The organism is Streptomyces sp. NPDC056128 (assembly GCF_042263835.1).
GTDB lineage: Bacteria > Actinomycetota > Actinomycetes > Streptomycetales > Streptomycetaceae > Streptomyces.
In genome coordinates, this window is the sequence record NZ_JBHJVQ010000028.1 from 72,137 (window position 1) to 90,518 (window position 18,382).

Genomic DNA, 18,382 nt, shown 5'->3' on the forward strand with positions numbered 1-18,382 from the left:
CGGGCGGGCTCAGAGACGGCAGGCGTGGATGGCCGTGGTCAGGATGGCCCGGGCGCCGATCTCGTACAGGTCGTCCATGATCCGCTGGGCCTCCTTGGCGGGGACCATCGCGCGGACGGCGACCCAGCCCTCGTTGTGCAGCGGGGAGACGGTGGGGGATTCGAGGCCGGGGGTGAGCGCGACGGCCTTCTCCAGCTGCTCCACCCGGCAGTCGTAGTCCATCATCACGTACGTCCGGGCGACCAGGACGCCCTGGAGGCGGCGCAGGAACTGCTGGACCTTGGGCTCGGTGGTCTCGTCGGGCTCGGCGCCCGCGCGGCGGATCACGACGGCCTCGGACTTCATGATGGGCTCGCCGAAGACCTCGAGGCCCGCGTTGCGCAGGGAGGTGCCGGTCTCGACCACGTCGGCGATGACCCCGGCGACGCCGAGTTCGATGGCGGTCTCGACGGCGCCGTCGAGGTGGACGACGGAGGCGTCGATGCCCCGGTCGGCCAGGTGTGCGGCGACGATGCCCTCGTAGGAGGTGGCGACGGTGCGGCCCTTGAGGTCCTCGACGCCGCTTGCCGCGCCCGGCTTTCCGGCGAAGCGGAAGGTGGAGCGGGCGAAGCCGAGCGGCAGGATCTCCTCCGCGTCGGCGCCGGAGTCGATCAGCAGGTCGCGGCCGGTGATGCCGATGTCCAGCTGGCCGGAGGAGACGTAGATCGCGATGTCGCGGGGCCGGAGGTAGAAGAACTCGACCTCGTTGGTCGGGTCGACGACGCGCAGTTCCTTGGACTCGCGGCGCTGCTGGTAGCCGGCCTCATGCAGCATGTCCGCCGCAGGGCCGGAGAGGGAACCCTTGTTGGGGACGGCGATGCGCAGCATGAGGTCGGCTTCCTTTGCGTGGAGTGGGACAGGGGTGTGCTGGGCTTACAGGTGGGCGTAGACGTCGTCCAGGGAGATGCCGCGGGCGACCATCATCACCTGGACGTGGTACAGCAGCTGGGAGATCTCCTCGGCCGCCGCGTCCTTGCCCTCGTACTCGGCGGCCATCCAGACCTCGGCGGCCTCTTCGACGACCTTCTTGCCGATGGCATGGACCCCCTTGTCCACCAGCTCGGCGGTGCGGGAGGTGGCGGGGTCGCCGTTTGCGGCCTTGTGCTGGAGCTCGGTGAAGAGCTCCTCGAACGTCTTATTGGACATGGTGGCGCCCACTTTACGCGTAGTGCCGGCGGGGCTAGCGCCACGGTTCGGATACTGAGCGGAGCGTGGCCGCCGTGGCGACGGCCGCGGTGACCGCCTCGTGCCCCTTGTCCTCGCTGGAGCCCTCCAGTCCGGCGCGGTCCAGGGCCTGCTCCTCGGTGTCGCAGGTGAGGACGCCGAAGCCGATGGGGACGCCGGTCTCCACGGAGACCTGGACCAGGCCCTGGGTGACGCCCTGGCACACGTAGTCGAAGTGGGGGGTGCCGCCGCGGATGACGACGCCGAGGGCGACGACCGCGTCGTAGCCGCGGCCCGCGAGGACCTTGGCGACCACCGGGAGCTCGAAGCTGCCGGGGACCCTGAGCAGGGTCGGCTCGTCGATGCCGAGGTCGTGCAGGGCGCGCAGGGCGCCGTCCACCAGTCCGTCCATCACCTGGTCGTGCCACTGTGCCGCGACGACGGCGACCCGCAGGTCCCCCACGTTGCGTACGGACAGTTCCGGTGCACCCTTGCCGCTCACGTCGCTCCTCGCGTTGCTGCTTGCTTACTGGTTGCCGCAGGTGGACACGGGGGTCGTGTCCAGCCAGGGCAGGTCGTGTCCCATCCGGTCCCGCTTGGTGCGCAGGTAGCGGAGGTTGTGCTCGCCGGCCTGGACGGGCATCGGCTCGCGGCCGGTGACGTCGATGCCGTGCCGGACGAGGGCGTCGCTCTTGTCCGGGTTGTTGGTCATCAGGCGGACGGCGCGTACGCCGAGGTCCTGGAGGATCTGGGCGCCGGCGCCGTAGTCGCGGGCGTCGGCGGGCAGGCCGAGTTCCAGGTTGGCGTCGAGGGTGTCCCGGCCGCGCTCCTGGAGTTCGTAGGCGCGCAGCTTGGACATCAGGCCGATGCCGCGCCCCTCGTGGCCGCGCAGGTAGACGACCACTCCCCGGCCCTCGGCCTGGATGCGGTCCAGGGAGGCGTCGAGCTGGGGGCCGCAGTCGCAGCGCTGGGAGCCGAAGACGTCGCCGGTGAGGCACTCGGAGTGGATGCGGACCAGGACGTCCGTGCCGTCGCCGATCTCGCCGTGCACGAGGGCGACGTGCTCGACGCCGTCGACGGTGGAGCGGTAGCCGTACGCCGTGAACTCGCCGTGCCGGGTGGGGAGGTGGACCTCGGCCTCGCGGCGGACGGTGGGTTCCGCGCTGCGGCGGTAGGCGATGAGGTCCTCGATGGAGATGATCGTCAGGCCGTGCTTGCGGGCGAACGGGATCAGCTCGGGCAGCCGCAGCATCCGCCCGTCCTCGCCGGCGATCTCGACGATGGCGCCGGCCGGGCGCAGCCCCGCGAGGCGGGCCAGGTCGACGGCGGCCTCGGTGTGGCCGTCGCGGACGAGGACGCCGCCGGAGCGGGCGCGGAGCGGGAAGATGTGGCCGGGGCGGACCAGGTCGGTGGGTTCGGCGGTGCCGCTCGCGAGGAGCTGGAGGGTGGTGGCGCGGTCCGATGCCGAGATGCCGGTGCTCACGCCGTGCGCGGCGGTGGCGTCGACGGAGACGGTGAAGGCGGTCTTCATCGACTCGGTGTTGTCGTCGACCATCTGCGGGAGCCGGAGCCGGTCCAGTTCGTCGCCCTCCATGGGGGCGCAGATCAGGCCGCGGCACTCGCTCATCATGAAGGCGACGATCTCCTCGGTCGCCTTCTCGGCGGCGATGACGAGGTCGCCCTCGTTCTCGCGGCTCTCGTCGTCGACGACGACGACCGGGCGTCCGGCGGCGATGTCGGCGATGGCCCGCTCGATCGGGTCGAGCGAGAGGTCGTCGATGCCGTCGGGGCTGTAGAGGATGGGTGCGGTGCTCATGCGGGCGCTCCTTCCGGGACGGGCCGCGCCGCGGTGCGGGAGCGCAGCCACCAGTCGCGCAGGCCCCACAGGACGAGCGCGCCGTAGAGGATGTAGACGAAGCCGGAGAAGGCGAAGCCGTTGGCGAAGTTCAGCGGGACGCCGACCAGGTCGACCAGCAGCCAGGCGAACCAGAACTCGACCATGCCGCGCGCCTGGGCGTACATCGCGACGACGGTGCCGACGAAAATGTAGGCGTCCGGCCAGGGGTCCCAGGACAGGGTCGGGAAGGCGGTGAACAGGCCGCCCACCGCGAGGGTGCCGGCGGCGGCCGCGGCGGCCAGGACGCCGCGCTCGCGCCAGGTGGCGAACCGGACGGCGATGGAGCCGTCCTGCGTCTGCTGCCGGCCCCGGTTCCACTGCCAGAAGCCCCAGGCTGCGACCGCCATGACGACGATCTGCTTGCCTGCGCTGCCGGAGAGGTGGGCGGTGGCGAAGGCGGTGAAGAGGACGAGTCCGGAGACGAACTGCACGGGCCAGGTCCAGATGGAGCGCCGCCAGCCGAGCGCGAGGCCGAGCAGACCGATCACGTTGCCGATCATGTCGGACCACTTGATGTGCTGGTCGAAGAGCGTGAACGCCTCGGAGTTGAGCCAGTTCACCGGGTGTCTCCCTGTTCGACGTGGCCGCCCAGCAGCCGCTCGACGTACTTGGCGATGACGTCCACTTCGAGGTTGACCGGGTCGCCGGGCTGCTTGAGGCCCAGCGTGGTCAGGACGAGGGTGGTGGGGATGAGGCTGACGGTGAAGAAGTCCGGTCCGGCGTCGACGACGGTAAGGCTGATGCCGTCGACGGTGATGGAGCCCTTCTCCACGACGTAGCGGGCGAGGTCCGCGGGCAGGGAGATCTTCACGAGCTCCCAGTGCTCGGAGGGCTTGCGCTCCAGGATCTCGCCGGTGCCGTCGACGTGGCCCTGCACGATGTGGCCGCCGAGGCGGGCGCCGACGGCGGTGGGGCGTTCCAGGTTGACGCGGGAGCCGGTGGTCAGGACGCCCAGGCTGGAGCGGTTCAGGGTCTCGGCCATCACGTCGGCGGTGAACTCGTCGCCCTCGTGGTCGACGACCGTGAGGCAGACGCCGTTGACGGCGATGGAATCTCCGTGCCGGGCCCCCTCGGTGACCACGGGGCCGCGCAGACGGAAGCGACAGGCGTCGTCGAGGGTCTCGACGGCGGTGATCTCGCCCAGCTCTTCGACGATTCCGGTGAACACTTCCCGGGTCCTCCTGCCTCTTCGGGCACGGACTCCGGGGCTGTCGAGAACGACAGAGACCGCGGGCGAGGACACCTGGGGCGACGCCGGACGGGCCCACCCGTGACGGGCGAGCCCAGAGATCGGCGGCGCGCACGAATGCCCGCCCGCCGCGCACTGCCTCCCATCCGGACTTTAACCGTCGGTCCAGGAATTTCACCTGGTCAACCGGTCGCTGGAGGCGACCGGGTCGCGGACTGTAACCGCCGGTTCGGACTTTCACCGACCCCGGAGTGCGCTGCTTCTGGTACAGAGCCAGTGTGCCACGCCTGATCGCCGTCCATGCGGACGGAGTGTGTGGGGTGGCTCACAGAGCGCTTCTCGACCGAGGCTCGACCGTCCCGTGCCCCCTCAACTGACCTGCCCACACTGGGCTTTTCAATTGGTCCATACCTATTGACGCTCTGGTCTAGTCCTCTCTACTGTCTGCGCAACTTCCGTGGAGAGGAACCGACTGTGCCTTCCCCCTCACGTTCCAGATCCCGCCGCCGAGCGAGACCCGCGCTCCTCGCCGCTGCCGCCGCCATCACCGGACTCTTCCTCGCCGGACTCCCGGCGACCGCCTCGCAAGCCGCCGACCAGGAGACCTGTCGCCCGGACGGGCTCTACGAGACCCCCGGCACCGACGTCCCGTACTGCTCGGTCTACGACTCCGCCGGCCGGGAGAAGATGGGCGCGGACCACCCGCGCCGGGTGATCGGCTACTTCACGAGCTGGCGCACCGGCAAGGACGGCAAGCCGTCGTACCTGGCCTCGGACATCCCGTGGGACAAGATCACCCACATCAACTACGCCTTCGCGCACGTCGACGGCGGCAACCGGCTCTCCGTGGGCGCGGACGGCGCGAAGAGCCCGGCCACCGGCATGACCTGGCCCGGGGTCGCGGGCGCCGAGATGGACCCGGGCCTCCCCTACAAGGGCCACTTCAACCTGCTCAGCAAGTTCAAGAAGCAGCACCCCGACGTCAAGACGATGATCTCGGTGGGCGGCTGGGCCGAGACGGGCGGCTACTTCGCGGACGACGGCTCGCGCGTGGACTCGGGCGGCTTCTACTCGATGGCCACCCACGCGGACGGGTCGGTCAACCAGGCCGGCATCGACACCTTCGCGGACTCGGCCGTCGACTTCGTACGGAAGTACGGCTTCAACGGCGTCGACATCGACTACGAGTACCCGACGACGATGAAGGACGCGGGCAACCCGCTGGACTGGTCCTTCGCCAACGGCCGCCGGGCCGGACTGGTCAAGGGCTACGCGGCACTGATGAAGACGCTGCGCGAGAAGCTCGACCGCGCGGGTGCCGCGGACGGCCGGCACTACCTGCTCTCCGTCGCCGCTCCATCCTCCGGGTATTTGCTGCGCGGCATGGAGACCTTCCAGGTCCAGAAGTACCTGGACTACGTCAACATCATGTCGTACGACCTGCACGGCGCCTGGAACGAGTACGTCGGCCCCAACGCCTCGCTCTTCGACGACGGCAGGGACGCGGAACTCGCCGCCGCGGGCGTCTACACGACCTCCCAGTACGGCGGCATCGGCTACCTCAACACCGACTGGGCCTACCACTACTTCCGCGGCTCGATGCCCGCCGGCCGCATCAACATCGGGCTGCCGTACTACACGCGCGGCTTCAAGAACGTCACCGGCGGCACCGACGGGCTCTGGGGCCGGGCCCCCGCCACGGACTGCCCGGCCGGCTCCGGCCTGACCAAGTGCGGTGACGGCGCGGTCGGCATCGACAACCTGTGGCACGACCTGGACACCGACGGCGAGGAGTCGCCCGCGGGTTCCAACCCCATGTGGCACGCCAAGAACCTGGAGAAGGGCATCGTCGGCGACTACGTCACCGACTACGGCTTCCCCGCCGACACCCGGCTGACCGGGACGTACGCCCGCAAGTACGACGCCACGCTGGTCGCGCCCTGGCTGTGGAACGCCGAGAAGAAGGTCTTCCTGTCCACGGAGGACGAGCAGTCGGTGCGGGCCAAGGCGGAGTACGTGGCCGACCGCGGCATCGGCGGCACGATGATCTGGGAGCTGGCCGGGGACTACGCCTGGGACGCGGCCGAGGGGCAGTACGTGCCGGGTTCGACACTGACCGACACGATGTACGACACGTTCAAGGCGGCCGCTCCGTACGGCGCCCGGCGTGCCACCACCGAGATGCCGTCCGAGGCGCTGGACGTGGACGTGGAGTTCGGCCAGTTCCCGCTGGGCGACTCCAACTACCCGATCAGCCCCAAACTGAAGATCACCAACAACACGGACACGGCGCTGCCCGGCGGTACGGAGTTCCGGTTCGACTACGGCACGTCCGCGCCCGGCAACGCCAAGGACCAGTCCGGCTGGGGCACTTCGGTGGTCCGCAGCGACCACACCGGCACCAACGTGGGCGGGCTCAAGGGCGACTACCACCGGGTCTCGCTGAAGCTGCCGGCCTGGCAGTCGCTGGCGCCGGGGGCCTCCACGACGGTGGACCTCGTGTACTACCTGCCGGTGTCGACGCCGTCGAACTGGACGGTGACCTTCGGCGGCAAGTCGTACGCCCTGACGGGTGACCTCGCCCGGGGCACGACCGTGGTCGACCCCGGCACACCGAGCCCGACGCCGACACCCACGCCCTCACCCACGGGCTCCGGGTCGCCCGACCCGACGGAGTGCGCCGCCCCGGCCTGGGACACGGCCACGGCGTACGGCGGTGGCACCACGGTGTCCCACCAGGGGCACACGTGGAAGTCCAAGTGGTGGACGAAGGGCGAGGAGCCCGGCACCACCGGTGAATGGGGCGTCTGGCAGGACCTGGGGGCCTGCTGACCCCCGGCCAGAACCGGCCCGGCGGCGGTGACGACGGCCCTTGCCCGCCGCCGGGCCACCCAATCGGCGACCTGCGGAGCGGGACCGGCCTCGACACACTGGTGGTGACGACAGGGCGCTCCACCCGGGAGCCCCGCGCGTCCGACAGGGGCTGAGCAGCATGACCGACATCCTGGTGACCGGCGGCACCGGCACCCTCGGCCGGCTCGTCACCGAACGGCTGCGCACCGACGGACACGAGGTGCGGGTGCTGAGCCGGCACAGCCGGCCGTACGCCGTCGATCTGCGCGAGAACGGTGGCGGACTGGACGCGGCGCTCGGCGGTGTGGAAACGGTCGTGCACTGCGCGACCTCACCGCGCGGTGGTGACGAACGCGCGGCCTCGAACCTCGTCGCGGCGGCGCGGCGGGCCGGGGTGGCCCATCTGGTCTACATCTCGATCGTCGGCGTCGACCGGGTGCCGTTCGGCTACTACCGGTCCAAGCTCGCCGTCGAGCGGATGGTCGAGGAGTCGGGGCTCGGCTGGACCGTGCTGCGGGCGACCCAGTTCCACGACCTGGTCGTGCAGGTGCTCCAGGCGCTGGCCAAGGCGCCGGTCGTGCCGCTGCCGGCCGGGATCCGCGACCAGCCGGTCGAGGTGGCGGAGGTGGCCGACCGGCTCGCCGCACTGGCCGTCGGCGCGCCCGCCGGGCGGGTGGCCGACATGGGCGGCCCCGAGGTGCGGACGTTCGAGTCGCTGGCCCGCGCGTATCTGCGCGCGACGGGACGCCGGCGGGCCGTGGTGAAGGTGCCGCTGGCGGGGAAGACTTACCGGGCGTTCCGCGCGGGCGGGCACTTGGCGCCCGGGCGGGCGGTCGGCACGGGCACGTTCGAGGAGTATCTGGCGGCACGGTTCGGCGGCGGGGAGGACGGGCGGCGCGGATGAGCGGACGCGCGTGGCTGCGGGCGGGTCTCGGTCTGCTCGCCGGTACGCAGGTGGTGCTGGGGCTGGGGATCGTGCTGCTGCCCGAGCTGTTCTGGAAGTGGCCCTGGGTGTCGCACCTGCCGCCCTACAACGAGCATCTGCTCCAGGACTTCGGCGGCGCGAGCCTCGCGCTCGCCGTGGTGCTGTGCGCGGCGGTGGCGGCGATGGAGCGGCGTCTGGTGCTGACGGCGCTGGTGGCATACCTGGTGAACTCCGTCGTCCATCTCCTGTTCCACGCCCGGCATCTGGAGCCCCTGCCCGCGGCGAGCGCCGCGGGTTTCATGGCGCTGCTGGGAGCGGCGGTCCTGCTGCCCGCGGTCCTGCTGTGGCTGGCGGCGGACGGGTCGGCCTTCCCCGGCACGGACGCGGAGGCGCGACGGCCGGCACCCTGACGGCGCGTGGGCGGCTCACGGAGGCGGTGACGAGCGGAGACCTCTCCGGGTCCACCGCTCCGGGTCTACCGCTCCGGGTCTACCGCTCCGGCGGGGCGAACAGCTCGTCCTGGGCCCGGTCGCGGGCCGTGAGCAGGGCGCCGCGCAGGACGGCGCCGCCGCCCAGGGTGCTGGGGCGTACCTCGGTGGCGAGCGGTGACATCCGGGTGAGGCGGTGCTGGACGCGGGTGGCGAGGGCGTCGGCGCCCGCGCGGCCGATCTCGCCGGCCAGCACCAGGCAGCCGGGGTCGAGGACGGAGACGACGGCGGCGGCCCCGAGGACGATCCGGTCGGCGAGCGCGTCCAAGAAGGCGTCGGCGCCCGGGGCTGTGCCGCGTACCGCCTCCCGGACCAGCGCGGCCGCGTACGGCTCGGGACCGGCCGGGGTCGCGGTCAGGCCGTGCTCCGCGGCGAGGGCGGTCACCGCCGCCGCCCCGGCGACGGAGTGGAAGCCGCCGTCGCAGTCGGTGGCGGACGGCAGGCCCGAGGTGCCCGGCACCGGCATGAAGCCGATCTCGCCCGCGCCGCCGGAGACGCCCCGGCGCAGCGTGCCGTCGAGGACGACGGCGGCGCCGATGCCGAGGCCGAGCCACAGGAGCACGAAGGTGTCCCGGTCCCGGGCCGCGCCGTCGCGCTGCTCGGCCAGGGCGGCGAGGTTGGTCTCGTTCTCGACGCCGACCCGCGCCTCGGGAAACTTCTCCTGGAGCGCGGTCGTCAGCCGCCGGTGCCACGCGGGCAGCCCGCTGGAGTCGCGGAGTTCACCGCTGGCCGGGTCGATCAGGCCGGGCGCGCCGATGCCGACGGTGTGCAGCCGGTCGGCGCCGGCCTCCTTCGCCGCGCGCTCGACCAGGCCCACCGCCTGCTCCACCGCGGGCCCGGTGCCCGAGTCGTCGTCGATCGGCGCGGACGCCTCGGCGAGCACCCGGCCGACCAGGTCGGAGACCAGCACGGCGACGCCCTCGGTGCGGACGTCGAGGGCGGCGAGGTGGGCCCGCCCGGCGACGATGCCGTACAGCTTGGCGTTCGGACCCCGGCGCTGCTCGCCCGACTCCCCCGCCACGTCGATCAGCCCGGAGGCGGTGAGGCGTTCGACGAGGTCGGCCACGGTGGGCCGGGACAGGCCGGTCAGCTGCTTCAACTGCCCTGCCGTCAGCGGGCCCTGCCGCTGGAGCAGGTCGAGGGCGAGCCGGTCGTTGATGGCCCGGGCGGTGCTCGGGGATGCGGGCATGCCGGGATCCTTCCAGATCGGCGGCGCGGGGGCGCGCGCCGGTAATCCACTATCTATCAGGCAGGGTACCTGATAGTTTACGCCGCGGCTTGCGGCTCACGCTGCGACGAGACGGAGGGGTGGACCATGAGCACAGTGGCCTACGGGCAACGCGAGGTGAGGCGGGCCCGGTACGCCGTGGCGGCCGTGTTCGCCGTGCACGGCGCCGTCACCGGCTCCTTCGCGACCCGCGTGCCGTGGATCCAGGACCACGCCGGGGTGAGCGCGGGCCAGTTGGGGCTGGCGCTGGCGTTCCCGGCGCTCGGCGCGTCCGTCGCGATGCCGCTGGCGGGCAGCGTCAGCCACCGCTTCGGCGCCCGCGCCGCGCTGCGCGGTCTGCTGGCGCTGTGGACGCTGGCGCTGGTGCTGCCCTCCCTCTCCCCGAACCTGCTCACCCTGTGCCTCGCCCTGTTCGTCTACGGCGCCACGGCGGGCATGTCGGACGTGGCGATGAACGCGCTCGGCGTCGAGATAGAGAACCGGCTCGACCGGTCGATCATGTCCAGCCTGCACGGCATGTGGAGCGCGGGCGCGCTGATCGGATCGGCCGCCGGCACGCTCGCCGCCCACCTGGGCGCGGACGCCCGGCTGCACCACGTGCTGGCCGCCGCGGTGCTGACCGTGACGGGCCTGGTCGCCTGCACCTGGGTGCTGGACCTCCAGCCCGCCGAGGACGAGGACCCGCCGCCGCGGTTCGCGCTGCCGCCCAGGTCGGCGCTGCTGATCGGCGCGGTCGGGTTCTGCGCGGTGTTCGCGGAGGGGGCGAGCCTGGACTGGTCGGCGGTCTATCTGCGGGACGAGCTGGAGACCTCGGCCGGTCTGGCGGCGGCCTGCACGACCGGCTTCACGCTCACCATGGCGGTGGCCCGGCTGGCCGGCGACAAGGTGGTGGACCGGTTCGGCGCGGTGCGTGTGGTGCGGGTGAGCGGCGTACTGGCCACCCTCGGCGGTCTGCTCGTCGTCGTGGGGGGCCATCCGGCGGTGGCGATGACCGGCTTCGCGCTGATGGGCCTCGGTATCGCCGTGGTCGTCCCGCTGTGCTTCGCCGCGGCCGGCCGGGCCGGGTCCAACCCGAGCCTGGCCATCGCGGGCGTCGCCACCATCACGTACACCTCGGGTCTGGTCGCGCCGAGCGCGATCGGCGGGCTGGCCCAGGCGACCAGTCTGGTGGTGTCGTTCGGTCTGGTGACCGTGCTGGCCTGCTGCCTCGTGGTGTTCGCGAAGGTGCTGCGCGTCGGGGACCGGGACCGCCCGAAGATCAGCCCGTCAAACGCGGGCGTGCCCGACCGGCAGTCCTGAGGACCGCCGCCCCGGGCCCGGCCGCCCGGCGACAGCCACCGGGAACGCGCTGGTCAGCCCGGGGGGTGCGGGACGTGAGCGGACCCGGTGTCCCTGACAATGGTCCGGACCGTCCTCACGTACAGAGAAAGCGAAACCTCACCATGGACCTCGGCGTGCGCTGGAAGCTGCACGGGGACGGGAAGATCCCCGCCCCCGGAGCGGTGGTCCGCCCCGACGAACGGCTCTCGTGGCCCCGCACGGCCGGGCTCGGCGCCCAGCACGTGGTGGCCATGTTCGGGGCGTCCTTCGTGGCTCCGGTCCTGATGGGCCTGGACCCGAACCTGGCGATCATGATGTCGGGCGTGGCGACCGTCATCTTCCTGCTCGCCACCCGCGGCCGGGTCCCCAGCTACCTGGGCTGCTCGCTCTCCTTCGTCGGCGTCGCCGCGGTCATCCGGGCGCAGGGCGGCACCAGCGCCACGGTGACCGGCGCGGTCCTGGTGGTCGGCGCCGCGCTGTTCCTGGTGGGTCTCGCCGTGCAGCGCTTCGGGGCGCGGATCATCCACGCCGCGATGCCGCCCATCGTCACCGGCGCGGTGGTGATGCTGATCGGCTTCAACCTGGCCCCGGTGACCGCCTCCACCTACTGGCCGCAGGACCAGTGGACGGCGCTGCTGGTGATGCTGTTCACCGGTCTGGCCGTGGTCTGCCTGCGCGGTTTCTGGTCCCGGATCGCGATCTTCCTGGGGCTGGTCTTCGGCTACCTCCTGTCCTGGGTGCTCGACCTGGTCTTCGGAAAGATCCACTCGGTGGACGGCAGCGGCAAGCTCACCGACCACTGGCGGCTGGACCTGTCCGCCGTGGGCCAGGCCGACTGGATCGGCCTGCCGTCGTTCCACGGGCCGAGCTTCGAGTGGTCGGCGATCCTGGTCGCCCTGCCGGTCGTCATCGCGCTGGTCGCGGAGAACGCCGGGCACGTCAAGGCGGTCGGCGAGATGACCGGCGACCCGCTCGACGACAAGCTGGGCACCGCGATCTCCGCGGACGGCGTCGGCTCGATGCTGTCCACCGCGGTGGGCGGCCCGCCCAACACCACGTACTCCGAGAACATCGGCGTGATGGCCGCGACCCGGGTCTACTCGACGGCCGCCTACTGGGCCGCCGCCGGCTTCGCACTGCTCTTCGGCATCTGCCCGAAGTTCGGCGCGGTCGTGGCGGCCATCCCGGGCGGTGTGCTCGGCGGCATCACCGTCATCCTCTACGGCATGATCGGCCTGCTCGGCGCCCAGATCTGGGTCAACGCCAAGGTGGACCTGCGCAACCCGCTCAACCTGGTGCCGGCCGCCGCGGGCATCATCATCGGCGTCGGCAACGTCAGCATGGAGTTCACCGACACCTTCTCGCTCAGCGGCATCGCGCTCGGCACCCTGGTCGTCATCACCGGCTACCACGCGCTGCGGGCGTTCGCCCCGGCCCACCTCAAGACGCAGCAGCCGCTGCTCGACGAGGGGACGTCCTCGTACGACGAGAAGGGCGGGGGCGACGACCCGGGCGCTCAGCGCGCCAAGTCGTAGGCGTACGACGGCGTGAAGGTGCCCGGCTTCCCCCGGCAGCCGTCGGACTCGCCGGGCAGCTTGACCCACAGGTAGGCGTCGACGCGTCCCATGCCGGTGTGCAGGGTCGGCGCGCGCCCGAGCTTGCGGCCGGCCGGGTCGCACCACTCGCCGTCGGACGGCGCGCCGTTGCCGTTGCGGCTGGTGTCGATGACGGCACCGAGGCTCGCCGGGCCACCGAGGGCGTCGAGGACGGCGCGGTCGTGGGCGACCTCGTCGGCGGTGGCGTGGAAGTTGGAGACGTTGCTGAAGACGCCGTCAGAGGAGTCGGGCGAGGCGGCGCCGGCCTGCTTCAGCCAGGCCGCCTGTCTCGCGGGCGCGTGCCAGCCGGAGTGGCCCGCGTCGAAGTAGACCCGGGCGGCGGGATTGGCGTCCTTCATCACCCGGCCGGCCCGGGCCAGCGAGGCGAAGCGGTCGGCCCGCTCCCCCGCGGACAGGCAGTCGGCCTGCGCGACCGAGTCGGGCTCCAGGATCACGATGACCTCGCCGGAGCCGAGCCCGGCCGCGAACCGGTCGATCCAGTCGTCGTAGGCGTCCAGACCGGGCGCCCCGCCCTGGGAGTGGCCGCCGCAGTCGCGGTCGGGTATCGCGTACGGCACGACGACCGGCACCCGGCCCCGGGCGGCGCCCTCGGAGGTGACGGCGCGGACCCGGGAGGTGAGGGTGGCGGGCGTGTAGTCGGCGAACCAGACGGCGGCCGGGTGGCCGGCCACACGGGACGCGATGACGTCCCGGCGCGGATCGTCGGGGTGGGTCCGGACCCAGTCGAGGACCTGGGACTCGGGGTGCCGGTAGAGCCGGGTGGCGGGCTCGGCGGTACGGGACGGCTCCGTCCGGGCCGTCCGCGCCGGCGAGGGCGTGCCGCTCGCCTTCCGCACCGAGGGCGCGGCGGAGACCGACGTGGAAGCCGAGGGTGACGGCACGGCGGGCGGGGGCTTCGGCCACGGCGTCCGCGTCACGGCCGGGCGGGCCTCGTCCGCACCGCCGTCACCGTCGTCGCCGAGCGCGGTCAGCATGCCGGTCGCGGCGCCCACCGCGACCACGACGGACGCCAGCGCGGCCATGCGCCACGCCGGGCGGCGCGTCCGCGCTCGGCCCTGCGGGCGGCCCGGCGCCGGGCGCGATGGCCTGACACGTACGGTTCCCCCTCCCCCGCGCGGCGGGCGCGTTCCCCCGTTCTGGGGAAGCGCCGGGCCCGCCGGCACTGCCGTCACCCTAAAGCTGCGACGCTGCCGCCATGGCCCACTGCGAGCAAGTACCGACGGCCGTCCGGACGGTGGACTCGGTGCTGACCCGGATGCGCGCCCTCGACGCGGCGCTGCCCGACCGGGACGGGGTGGCGGTCTTCAACCGCGTCTACCTCGCCGTCACGGAGGCGGTCGACCGGCACATCGACAGCGGCCGGTTCACGGACGCCCGGGCGGCGATCGCGCTGGACGTGCGGTTCGCGGAGCGGTTCCTGGACGCCGTGGACGCGGCGACGGAGGACCGCCGTCCGCCCGCGTGCTGGCGGCCCGTGTTCCAGTTCCGCCGCCATCCCGGCGTACGCCCGCTGCAGTTCGCGCTGGCGGGCATCAACGCGCACATCGGCCACGATCTGGCGCTGGCCGTGGTGGACACCTGCCGTACGCTCGGCTGCGAACCCGTCCGACCTGGAGGACGAGTTCGACCGTGTGGGCGATCTCCTCGTCTCGCTGGAGGAGCGCATCCGCGACGAGCTGATGCCGGGCCCCGACCTCCTCCAGATCGCCGACCCGCTCACCCATCTGCTCGGCTCCTGGAGCCTGGACCGCGCCCGCGACGCCACCTGGGCGGCGGCCCGCGCGCTGTGGGCGCTGCGCCGGCTGCCGGACGTCGCCGGGGATTTCACCGACCGGCTGGACGCGGCGGTGGGCTTCGCCGGACGCATGCTGCTCACCCCGCTGCCGGACTGAACGGCCTGTTCCCGGTGCGCGCCCGCGCAACTCCGGCGCGCTCGTTGTACGTTGCATCCTTGGGCACCATCACCTCCCGACCGCGAAGGAGCAACCCGGTATGACGACCCGGCTCGGACTCGGCCTCCCCCAGATGCGGCAGTACGACCTCGGCAAGGACGTTCCCGACGTGGCCCGGGCGGCGGAAGGGATGGGCTACGAGAGCCTCTGGGTCTTCGAACGGGCCCTGTTCCCCGAACCCGCCACCCAGGGGCTGTACGGCATCGAGGGCCTGCCCTGGCCGGACGAGTACCGCAACGTGGCGGAACCGCTGGTCACCCTGGCCCTCGCCGCCGCGGCCACCGAACGGGCGGAGCTGGGCTCCAGCGTCCTGGTCGCTCCGCTGCACATGCCGTTCCAGCTGGCCAGGACCCTGGGCTCGCTGGACGCGGCGAGCGGTGGCCGCGTGGTCGCCGGCTTCGGCACGGGCTGGTCCCACGACGAGTACGCGGCCGCGTCCGTGCGGCCGTTCGCCGAGCGCGGTGCCGCCCTGGACGAGCTGATCGGGGTGTGCCGCGCGGTCTGGGGACCGGACCCGGTGGTGTACGACGGCGAGGTCACGAAGATCGCGTCCGCCGTGGTCGGCCCCAAGCCGGCCCGGCCGATCCCGATCCTGCTGGCGGCGGGCAACGGCAAGGCCCGGCGGCGGCTGGTCGACCACGCCGACGGCTGGCTGCCCGCCGCGATCGGCGCCGAGGCGGTGGCCGAGCAGTGGCGGGTCCTGCGCGAGCTGGCCGCCGAGCGCGGTCGCACCGAGCCGATCCGGACGGTGCTGCGGGCCAACGCCCGCTACACCGCCGCGCCCCGGGACGCCTCCGGTCGCAGCCCCTTCCACGGCAACGTCGACCAGATCGTCGAGGACCTCGCCGCACACGCCGAGATCGGCCTGGACGAGATCCTCCTCGACCTCCAGAGCACACCCCGGGACGCCGAGGAACTGAAGGACGTCGCGGCCGAGGTGTACGAGAAGGCGCGGGCGGGCGGGATCTAGCCGGGGCTAGTCCTCGGGGAGTTCGACCGGCGCGATCTCGTCGTACACGTCACCCGGGCCCGGGTTGGTCGCGTCGGTCTCCCCGCCGAAGTGGTGCATCACGCCCCAGACGGCGTTCAGCGCCGTCTGGACCGCGCCCTCGGCCCAGCCGGCCGTCCAGGAGATGTCGTCGCCGGCGAGGAAGATGCCGCGCTTGTCCTCGGGCAGCTCCTCCTGCATGAAGTGCGTGAACAGGCGCCGCTGGTAGCGGTAGTGGCCGGGGAGGTTGGCCTTGAACGCGCCCATGAAGTAGGGCTCGTTCTCCCAGGAGACCGTCACCGGGTTGCCGATCACGTGCTTCCTGATGTCGACCTTCGGGTAGATCTCGCCGAGCGACTTCAGCATGACCTCCATCCGCTCGTTCGCGGACAGCGGCAGCCACTTCAGGCTGTCGTCGCACCAGGTGTAGGAGAGGCAGATGACGGCGGGCCTGTCCGGGCCGTCGTCCAGCAGGTAGGTGCCGCGGGTCATGCGGTCGGTGAGCGTCATCGACATGACGTCCCTGCCCGTGTCCTCGTCCTTGTCCAGCCAGAACGGTCGGTCGACCGGCACGAAGAGCTTGGACGACTCCATGTAGTGGGTCCGCTCGATCGCCGTCCAGTGGTCGATCGGGAAGAGCGAGTCGTCGCAGGCGATCTTGGAGAGCAGCATCCAGGACTGGGCGGTGAAGATCGCCGCCCGGTAGGTGCGGATGTCGCCGTCCGCGTCCGTCACCGTGATCCGGTTGCCGGCGGTACGGTTCAGCCGGGTCACCGCCGGGCGCGGCTCACCGTCCCCGTGCAGGGACTTCAGCGAGGTGCCGTGCGGCCAGTGGACGATCTTCTCCGGCTCGCGCTCCCACAGGCGCGTCGGCAGCTGCTGGGAACCGCCGACGATGCCGCGGTGGTGGTCGTCGGCCTCGGTGTAGACGACGCGCAGGATCTCCAGGATGGAGTTGGGGAAGTCGGTGTCCCAGCCGCCGGTGCCGAAGCCGACCTGGCCGAAGATCTCCCGGTGCCGGAAGGACTTGAAGGCGTCGGAGTCGCAGAGGAAGCCGTAGAAGGTCTGGTTGTCGAACTTCTCGACCAGCTTCGACCAGATCTCGCGGATGCGCGGGACGTCGCGCTCGCGCAGGGCGCGGTTCATGTCGGAGAAGTCGGCGCCCTCTTCGAGGCACTTCGCCCAGGCGTCGGCCACGTCCCGGTAGACCTGCGGGAGGTCGTCGAGCGTCTCGGCGTAGTGCGACTCGCCCTTGAGGTCCACGACGGTGGAGGGCGTCGCCTCGGCGAGCGGGTTGGGGAACGGGCTGGTCCGCAGTCCCACCAGGTCGATGTAGTGCTGCAGGGCGGTGGAGGACGGCGGGAAGCGCATCGCGCCCATCTCGGCGGTCAGGGACTCGTCGCAGCCGTCGAAGCCCACGGTCCGCAGCCGGCCGCCGATCTTGTCGGCCTCGTAGACGACGGGCTTGAGGCCCATCTTCATCAACTCGTAGGCCGCCACGATGCCGGACAGTCCGCCGCCGACCACCGCGACCTCGGCGCCGTGCTCGGTCGCCGGTATCTGGCCGAGTCCCGCCGGGTGGGCGAGGAAGTCGTCGTACGCGTACGGGAAGTCCGGACCGAACATGGTGATCGGCGGCTGCTGCTCGTCTGCGTGCTCGACGGCGTTGGGCACGGTGGACGTCATGGGGTACGGACTCCTTGCACGGGTGGAACGGAGGGGGTGACGGTGGGGGTTCAGACGAGGGACCCGTAGAGACCGGGGCGGCGGTCCTTCAGGTACGGGTTGTGCTCGCGGGACGCGGCGAGCAGGGCCGGGTCGACGTCGCCGAGGACCAGCTCCTCGGCGCGGCCGGCCCGCGCGCGGGCGGTGCCGTCGGGCCCGGCGAGGGTGGAGAGGCCGACGAACTCGAACTCCCCCTCCTGACCGGCCCGGTTGACGTACGCCACGTACATCTGGTTCTCGAAGGCCCGCACCGGCACGACCGACTCTGCGACGAACTGGAACGGGTGCATCTGCGCGGTCGGCACGAGCAGCAGGTCGGTGCCGGCCAGGGCGTGGGCGCGGACGTTCTCCGGGAACTCCACGTCGTAGCAGATCATCAGGCCGACGGTGACGCCGTCGAGCCGCGCCTGCACGACCGGCTGCTCGCCGGGGGTGAAGTGGTCGCGCTCGAAGCAGCCGAAGAGGTGGGTCTTGCGGTAGTTGGCCAGGCGGGTGCCGTCGGCGGAGATCAGCTGGACGGAGTTGAAGACCCGCTCGCCCTCCCGCTCGGGGTAGCCGTACGCGATCGCGAGGCCGTGGCGTCCGGCGGTCTCCACGACCGCGTCGGCCGAGTCGCCGTCGGCGGGCTCGGCGAGGACGCCGATGTCGTCGCCGATCGCGTACCCGGTCAGGAACAGCTCCGAGGTGACCAGCAGCCCGGCACCCGCGGCGGCGGCCCGGCCGGCGGCCTCGTCGAGGACCTTGAGGTTCTCGGCGGTGGAGCCGGGCCGGCCGGAGCTCTGGAGCAGGGCGGTGCGCATGCGTGTTCCTCACCGGTGGGAGGGGGTCGGGGGGGCCAGATAGACGGTACGGTCGGCGGACTCGGCCGGACAAGACGGACCTGTTGCGCACCGGAGAGCGGTTCGTTGCGTGCGTCGGGCGGGGCGCGGAGATTCGTTGTGCGCGGCTGCCGACGGCGTGGGACGGGCGCCCGCCCCACGCCCCGGCCCGCCCGGCAG

Annotated in this window: 16 protein-coding genes, 1 pseudogene and 1 riboswitch; of the genes and pseudogenes, 7 read left to right on the forward strand and 10 right to left on the reverse strand. The window is 72.2% G+C overall.

Going from position 1 to position 18,382, the window contains the following annotated elements; genetic code table 11:
- Window positions 1-9: 9 nt before the first annotated feature.
- The 6 genes from hisG to ACFC1X_RS32885 are packed head-to-tail and all read right to left on the reverse strand — an operon-like array spanning window position 10 to window position 4,268.
- A complete protein-coding gene (gene hisG / locus ACFC1X_RS32860) occupies window positions 10-867 on the reverse strand; it encodes an ATP phosphoribosyltransferase (protein WP_376360842.1) in 858 nt (285 codons plus the stop codon).
- 45 nt (window positions 868-912) lie between these two features.
- Entirely contained in the window at window positions 913-1,185 is a 273-nt protein-coding gene (locus ACFC1X_RS32865) for a phosphoribosyl-ATP diphosphatase (RefSeq protein WP_161331928.1), read from the reverse strand.
- 34 nt (window positions 1,186-1,219) lie between these two features.
- The gene (ribH, locus tag ACFC1X_RS32870; RefSeq protein WP_125490438.1) at window positions 1,220-1,705 is read right to left on the reverse strand and encodes a 6,7-dimethyl-8-ribityllumazine synthase; all 486 of its coding nucleotides are present in this window, start codon (window positions 1,703-1,705) and stop codon (window positions 1,220-1,222) included.
- Window positions 1,706-1,729: 24 nt separating this feature from the next.
- Complete coding sequence (locus ACFC1X_RS32875; protein WP_376360846.1) at window positions 1,730-3,019, reverse strand: bifunctional 3,4-dihydroxy-2-butanone-4-phosphate synthase/GTP cyclohydrolase II; 1,290 nt, start codon at window positions 3,017-3,019, stop codon at window positions 1,730-1,732.
- Window positions 3,016-3,660 carry a nicotinamide riboside transporter PnuC gene (locus ACFC1X_RS32880; protein ID WP_376360849.1) on the reverse strand — a complete coding sequence of 215 codons (645 nt, stop codon included), beginning with the start codon at window positions 3,658-3,660 and terminating at the stop codon, window positions 3,016-3,018. Before ACFC1X_RS32880 ends, ACFC1X_RS32875 begins: the two co-directional genes overlap by 4 nt.
- Window positions 3,657-4,268: a riboflavin synthase gene (locus ACFC1X_RS32885; protein ID WP_376360852.1), complete on the reverse strand. Its 612-nt coding sequence runs from the start codon at window positions 4,266-4,268 to the stop codon at window positions 3,657-3,659. The genes ACFC1X_RS32880 and ACFC1X_RS32885 overlap by 4 nt, the downstream gene beginning before the upstream one ends.
- Window positions 4,269-4,417: 149 nt before the next feature.
- Window positions 4,418-4,548: riboswitch (FMN riboswitch) on the reverse strand.
- Window positions 4,549-4,763: 215 nt separating this feature from the next.
- On the opposite strand from ACFC1X_RS32885, the gene ACFC1X_RS32890 reads away from it, so the two are divergent.
- The 3 genes from ACFC1X_RS32890 (at window position 4,764) to ACFC1X_RS32900 (ending at window position 8,477) form a co-directional block, all read left to right on the forward strand.
- Window positions 4,764-7,121, forward strand: coding sequence for a chitinase C-terminal domain-containing protein (locus ACFC1X_RS32890; protein ID WP_376360855.1), 2,358 nt, complete (start codon window positions 4,764-4,766; stop codon window positions 7,119-7,121).
- Window positions 7,122-7,281: 160 nt separating this feature from the next.
- Window positions 7,282-8,046: an SDR family oxidoreductase gene (locus tag ACFC1X_RS32895; RefSeq protein WP_376360858.1), complete on the forward strand. Its 765-nt coding sequence runs from the start codon at window positions 7,282-7,284 to the stop codon at window positions 8,044-8,046.
- Window positions 8,043-8,477: a hypothetical protein gene (locus tag ACFC1X_RS32900; RefSeq protein ID WP_376360860.1), complete on the forward strand. Its 435-nt coding sequence runs from the start codon at window positions 8,043-8,045 to the stop codon at window positions 8,475-8,477. The genes ACFC1X_RS32895 and ACFC1X_RS32900 overlap by 4 nt, the downstream gene beginning before the upstream one ends.
- Window positions 8,478-8,556: 79 nt before the next feature.
- Here ACFC1X_RS32900 and ACFC1X_RS32905 read toward each other — a convergent pair whose 3' ends face one another.
- Window positions 8,557-9,744: an ROK family transcriptional regulator gene (locus ACFC1X_RS32905; protein ID WP_376360863.1), complete on the reverse strand. Its 1,188-nt coding sequence runs from the start codon at window positions 9,742-9,744 to the stop codon at window positions 8,557-8,559.
- A 126-nt stretch (window positions 9,745-9,870) separates the two neighbouring features.
- Here ACFC1X_RS32905 and ACFC1X_RS32910 point away from each other — a divergent pair, with 126 nt between their 5' ends.
- Window positions 9,871-11,082, forward strand: coding sequence for an MFS transporter (locus ACFC1X_RS32910; protein WP_376360866.1), 1,212 nt, complete (start codon window positions 9,871-9,873; stop codon window positions 11,080-11,082).
- Between the two features lie 143 nt (window positions 11,083-11,225).
- Window positions 11,226-12,638: a uracil-xanthine permease family protein gene (locus tag ACFC1X_RS32915; protein ID WP_376360869.1), complete on the forward strand. Its 1,413-nt coding sequence runs from the start codon at window positions 11,226-11,228 to the stop codon at window positions 12,636-12,638.
- Here ACFC1X_RS32915 and ACFC1X_RS32920 read toward each other — a convergent pair.
- Entirely contained in the window at window positions 12,620-13,741 is a 1,122-nt protein-coding gene (locus ACFC1X_RS32920) for a glycoside hydrolase family 6 protein (RefSeq protein WP_376360872.1), read from the reverse strand. The two genes, ACFC1X_RS32915 and ACFC1X_RS32920, sit on opposite strands and share 19 nt — an antisense overlap.
- Window positions 13,742-13,914: 173 nt before the next feature.
- Here ACFC1X_RS32920 and ACFC1X_RS32925 point away from each other — a divergent pair.
- Both ACFC1X_RS32925 and ACFC1X_RS32930 read left to right on the forward strand, forming a co-directional pair.
- A pseudogene (locus ACFC1X_RS32925) lies at window positions 13,915-14,611 on the forward strand (DUF5995 family protein).
- Window positions 14,612-14,711: 100 nt separating this feature from the next.
- Window positions 14,712-15,641, forward strand: coding sequence for a TIGR03619 family F420-dependent LLM class oxidoreductase (locus ACFC1X_RS32930; protein ID WP_376360875.1), 930 nt, complete (start codon window positions 14,712-14,714; stop codon window positions 15,639-15,641).
- A 6-nt stretch (window positions 15,642-15,647) separates the two neighbouring features.
- Here the strand turns inward: ACFC1X_RS32930 and ACFC1X_RS32935 are convergent, their stop codons facing one another.
- On the reverse strand, window positions 15,648-17,345 hold the full coding sequence (locus tag ACFC1X_RS32935; protein ID WP_376360877.1) for a flavin monoamine oxidase family protein: 1,698 nt from the start codon (window positions 17,343-17,345) through the stop codon (window positions 15,648-15,650).
- Window positions 17,346-17,395: 50 nt separating this feature from the next.
- Window positions 17,396-18,184, reverse strand: coding sequence for a carbon-nitrogen hydrolase family protein (locus ACFC1X_RS32940; RefSeq protein WP_376360879.1), 789 nt, complete (start codon window positions 18,182-18,184; stop codon window positions 17,396-17,398).
- Between the last annotated feature and the right edge of the window lie 198 nt (window positions 18,185-18,382).

Coding starts and splice junctions, on each gene's coding strand:
- hisG (WP_376360842.1), bottom strand. CDS start 867: ATGCTGCGCATCGCCGTCCCCAACAAGGGTTCCCTCTCCGGCCCTGCG.
- ACFC1X_RS32865 (WP_161331928.1), bottom strand. CDS start 1,185: ATGTCCAATAAGACGTTCGAGGAGCTCTTCACCGAGCTCCAGCACAAG.
- ACFC1X_RS32875 (WP_376360846.1), bottom strand. CDS start 3,019: ATGAGCACCGCACCCATCCTCTACAGCCCCGACGGCATCGACGACCTC.
- ACFC1X_RS32895 (WP_376360858.1), top strand. CDS start 7,282: ATGACCGACATCCTGGTGACCGGCGGCACCGGCACCCTCGGCCGGCTC.
- ACFC1X_RS32900 (WP_376360860.1), top strand. CDS start 8,043: ATGAGCGGACGCGCGTGGCTGCGGGCGGGTCTCGGTCTGCTCGCCGGT.
- ACFC1X_RS32905 (WP_376360863.1), bottom strand. CDS start 9,744: ATGCCCGCATCCCCGAGCACCGCCCGGGCCATCAACGACCGGCTCGCC.
- ACFC1X_RS32910 (WP_376360866.1), top strand. CDS start 9,871: ATGAGCACAGTGGCCTACGGGCAACGCGAGGTGAGGCGGGCCCGGTAC.
- ACFC1X_RS32915 (WP_376360869.1), top strand. CDS start 11,226: ATGGACCTCGGCGTGCGCTGGAAGCTGCACGGGGACGGGAAGATCCCC.
- ACFC1X_RS32920 (WP_376360872.1), bottom strand. CDS start 13,741: ATGGCCGCGCTGGCGTCCGTCGTGGTCGCGGTGGGCGCCGCGACCGGC.
- ACFC1X_RS32930 (WP_376360875.1), top strand. CDS start 14,712: ATGACGACCCGGCTCGGACTCGGCCTCCCCCAGATGCGGCAGTACGAC.
- ACFC1X_RS32935 (WP_376360877.1), bottom strand. CDS start 17,345: ATGACGTCCACCGTGCCCAACGCCGTCGAGCACGCAGACGAGCAGCAG.
- ACFC1X_RS32940 (WP_376360879.1), bottom strand. CDS start 18,184: ATGCGCACCGCCCTGCTCCAGAGCTCCGGCCGGCCCGGCTCCACCGCC.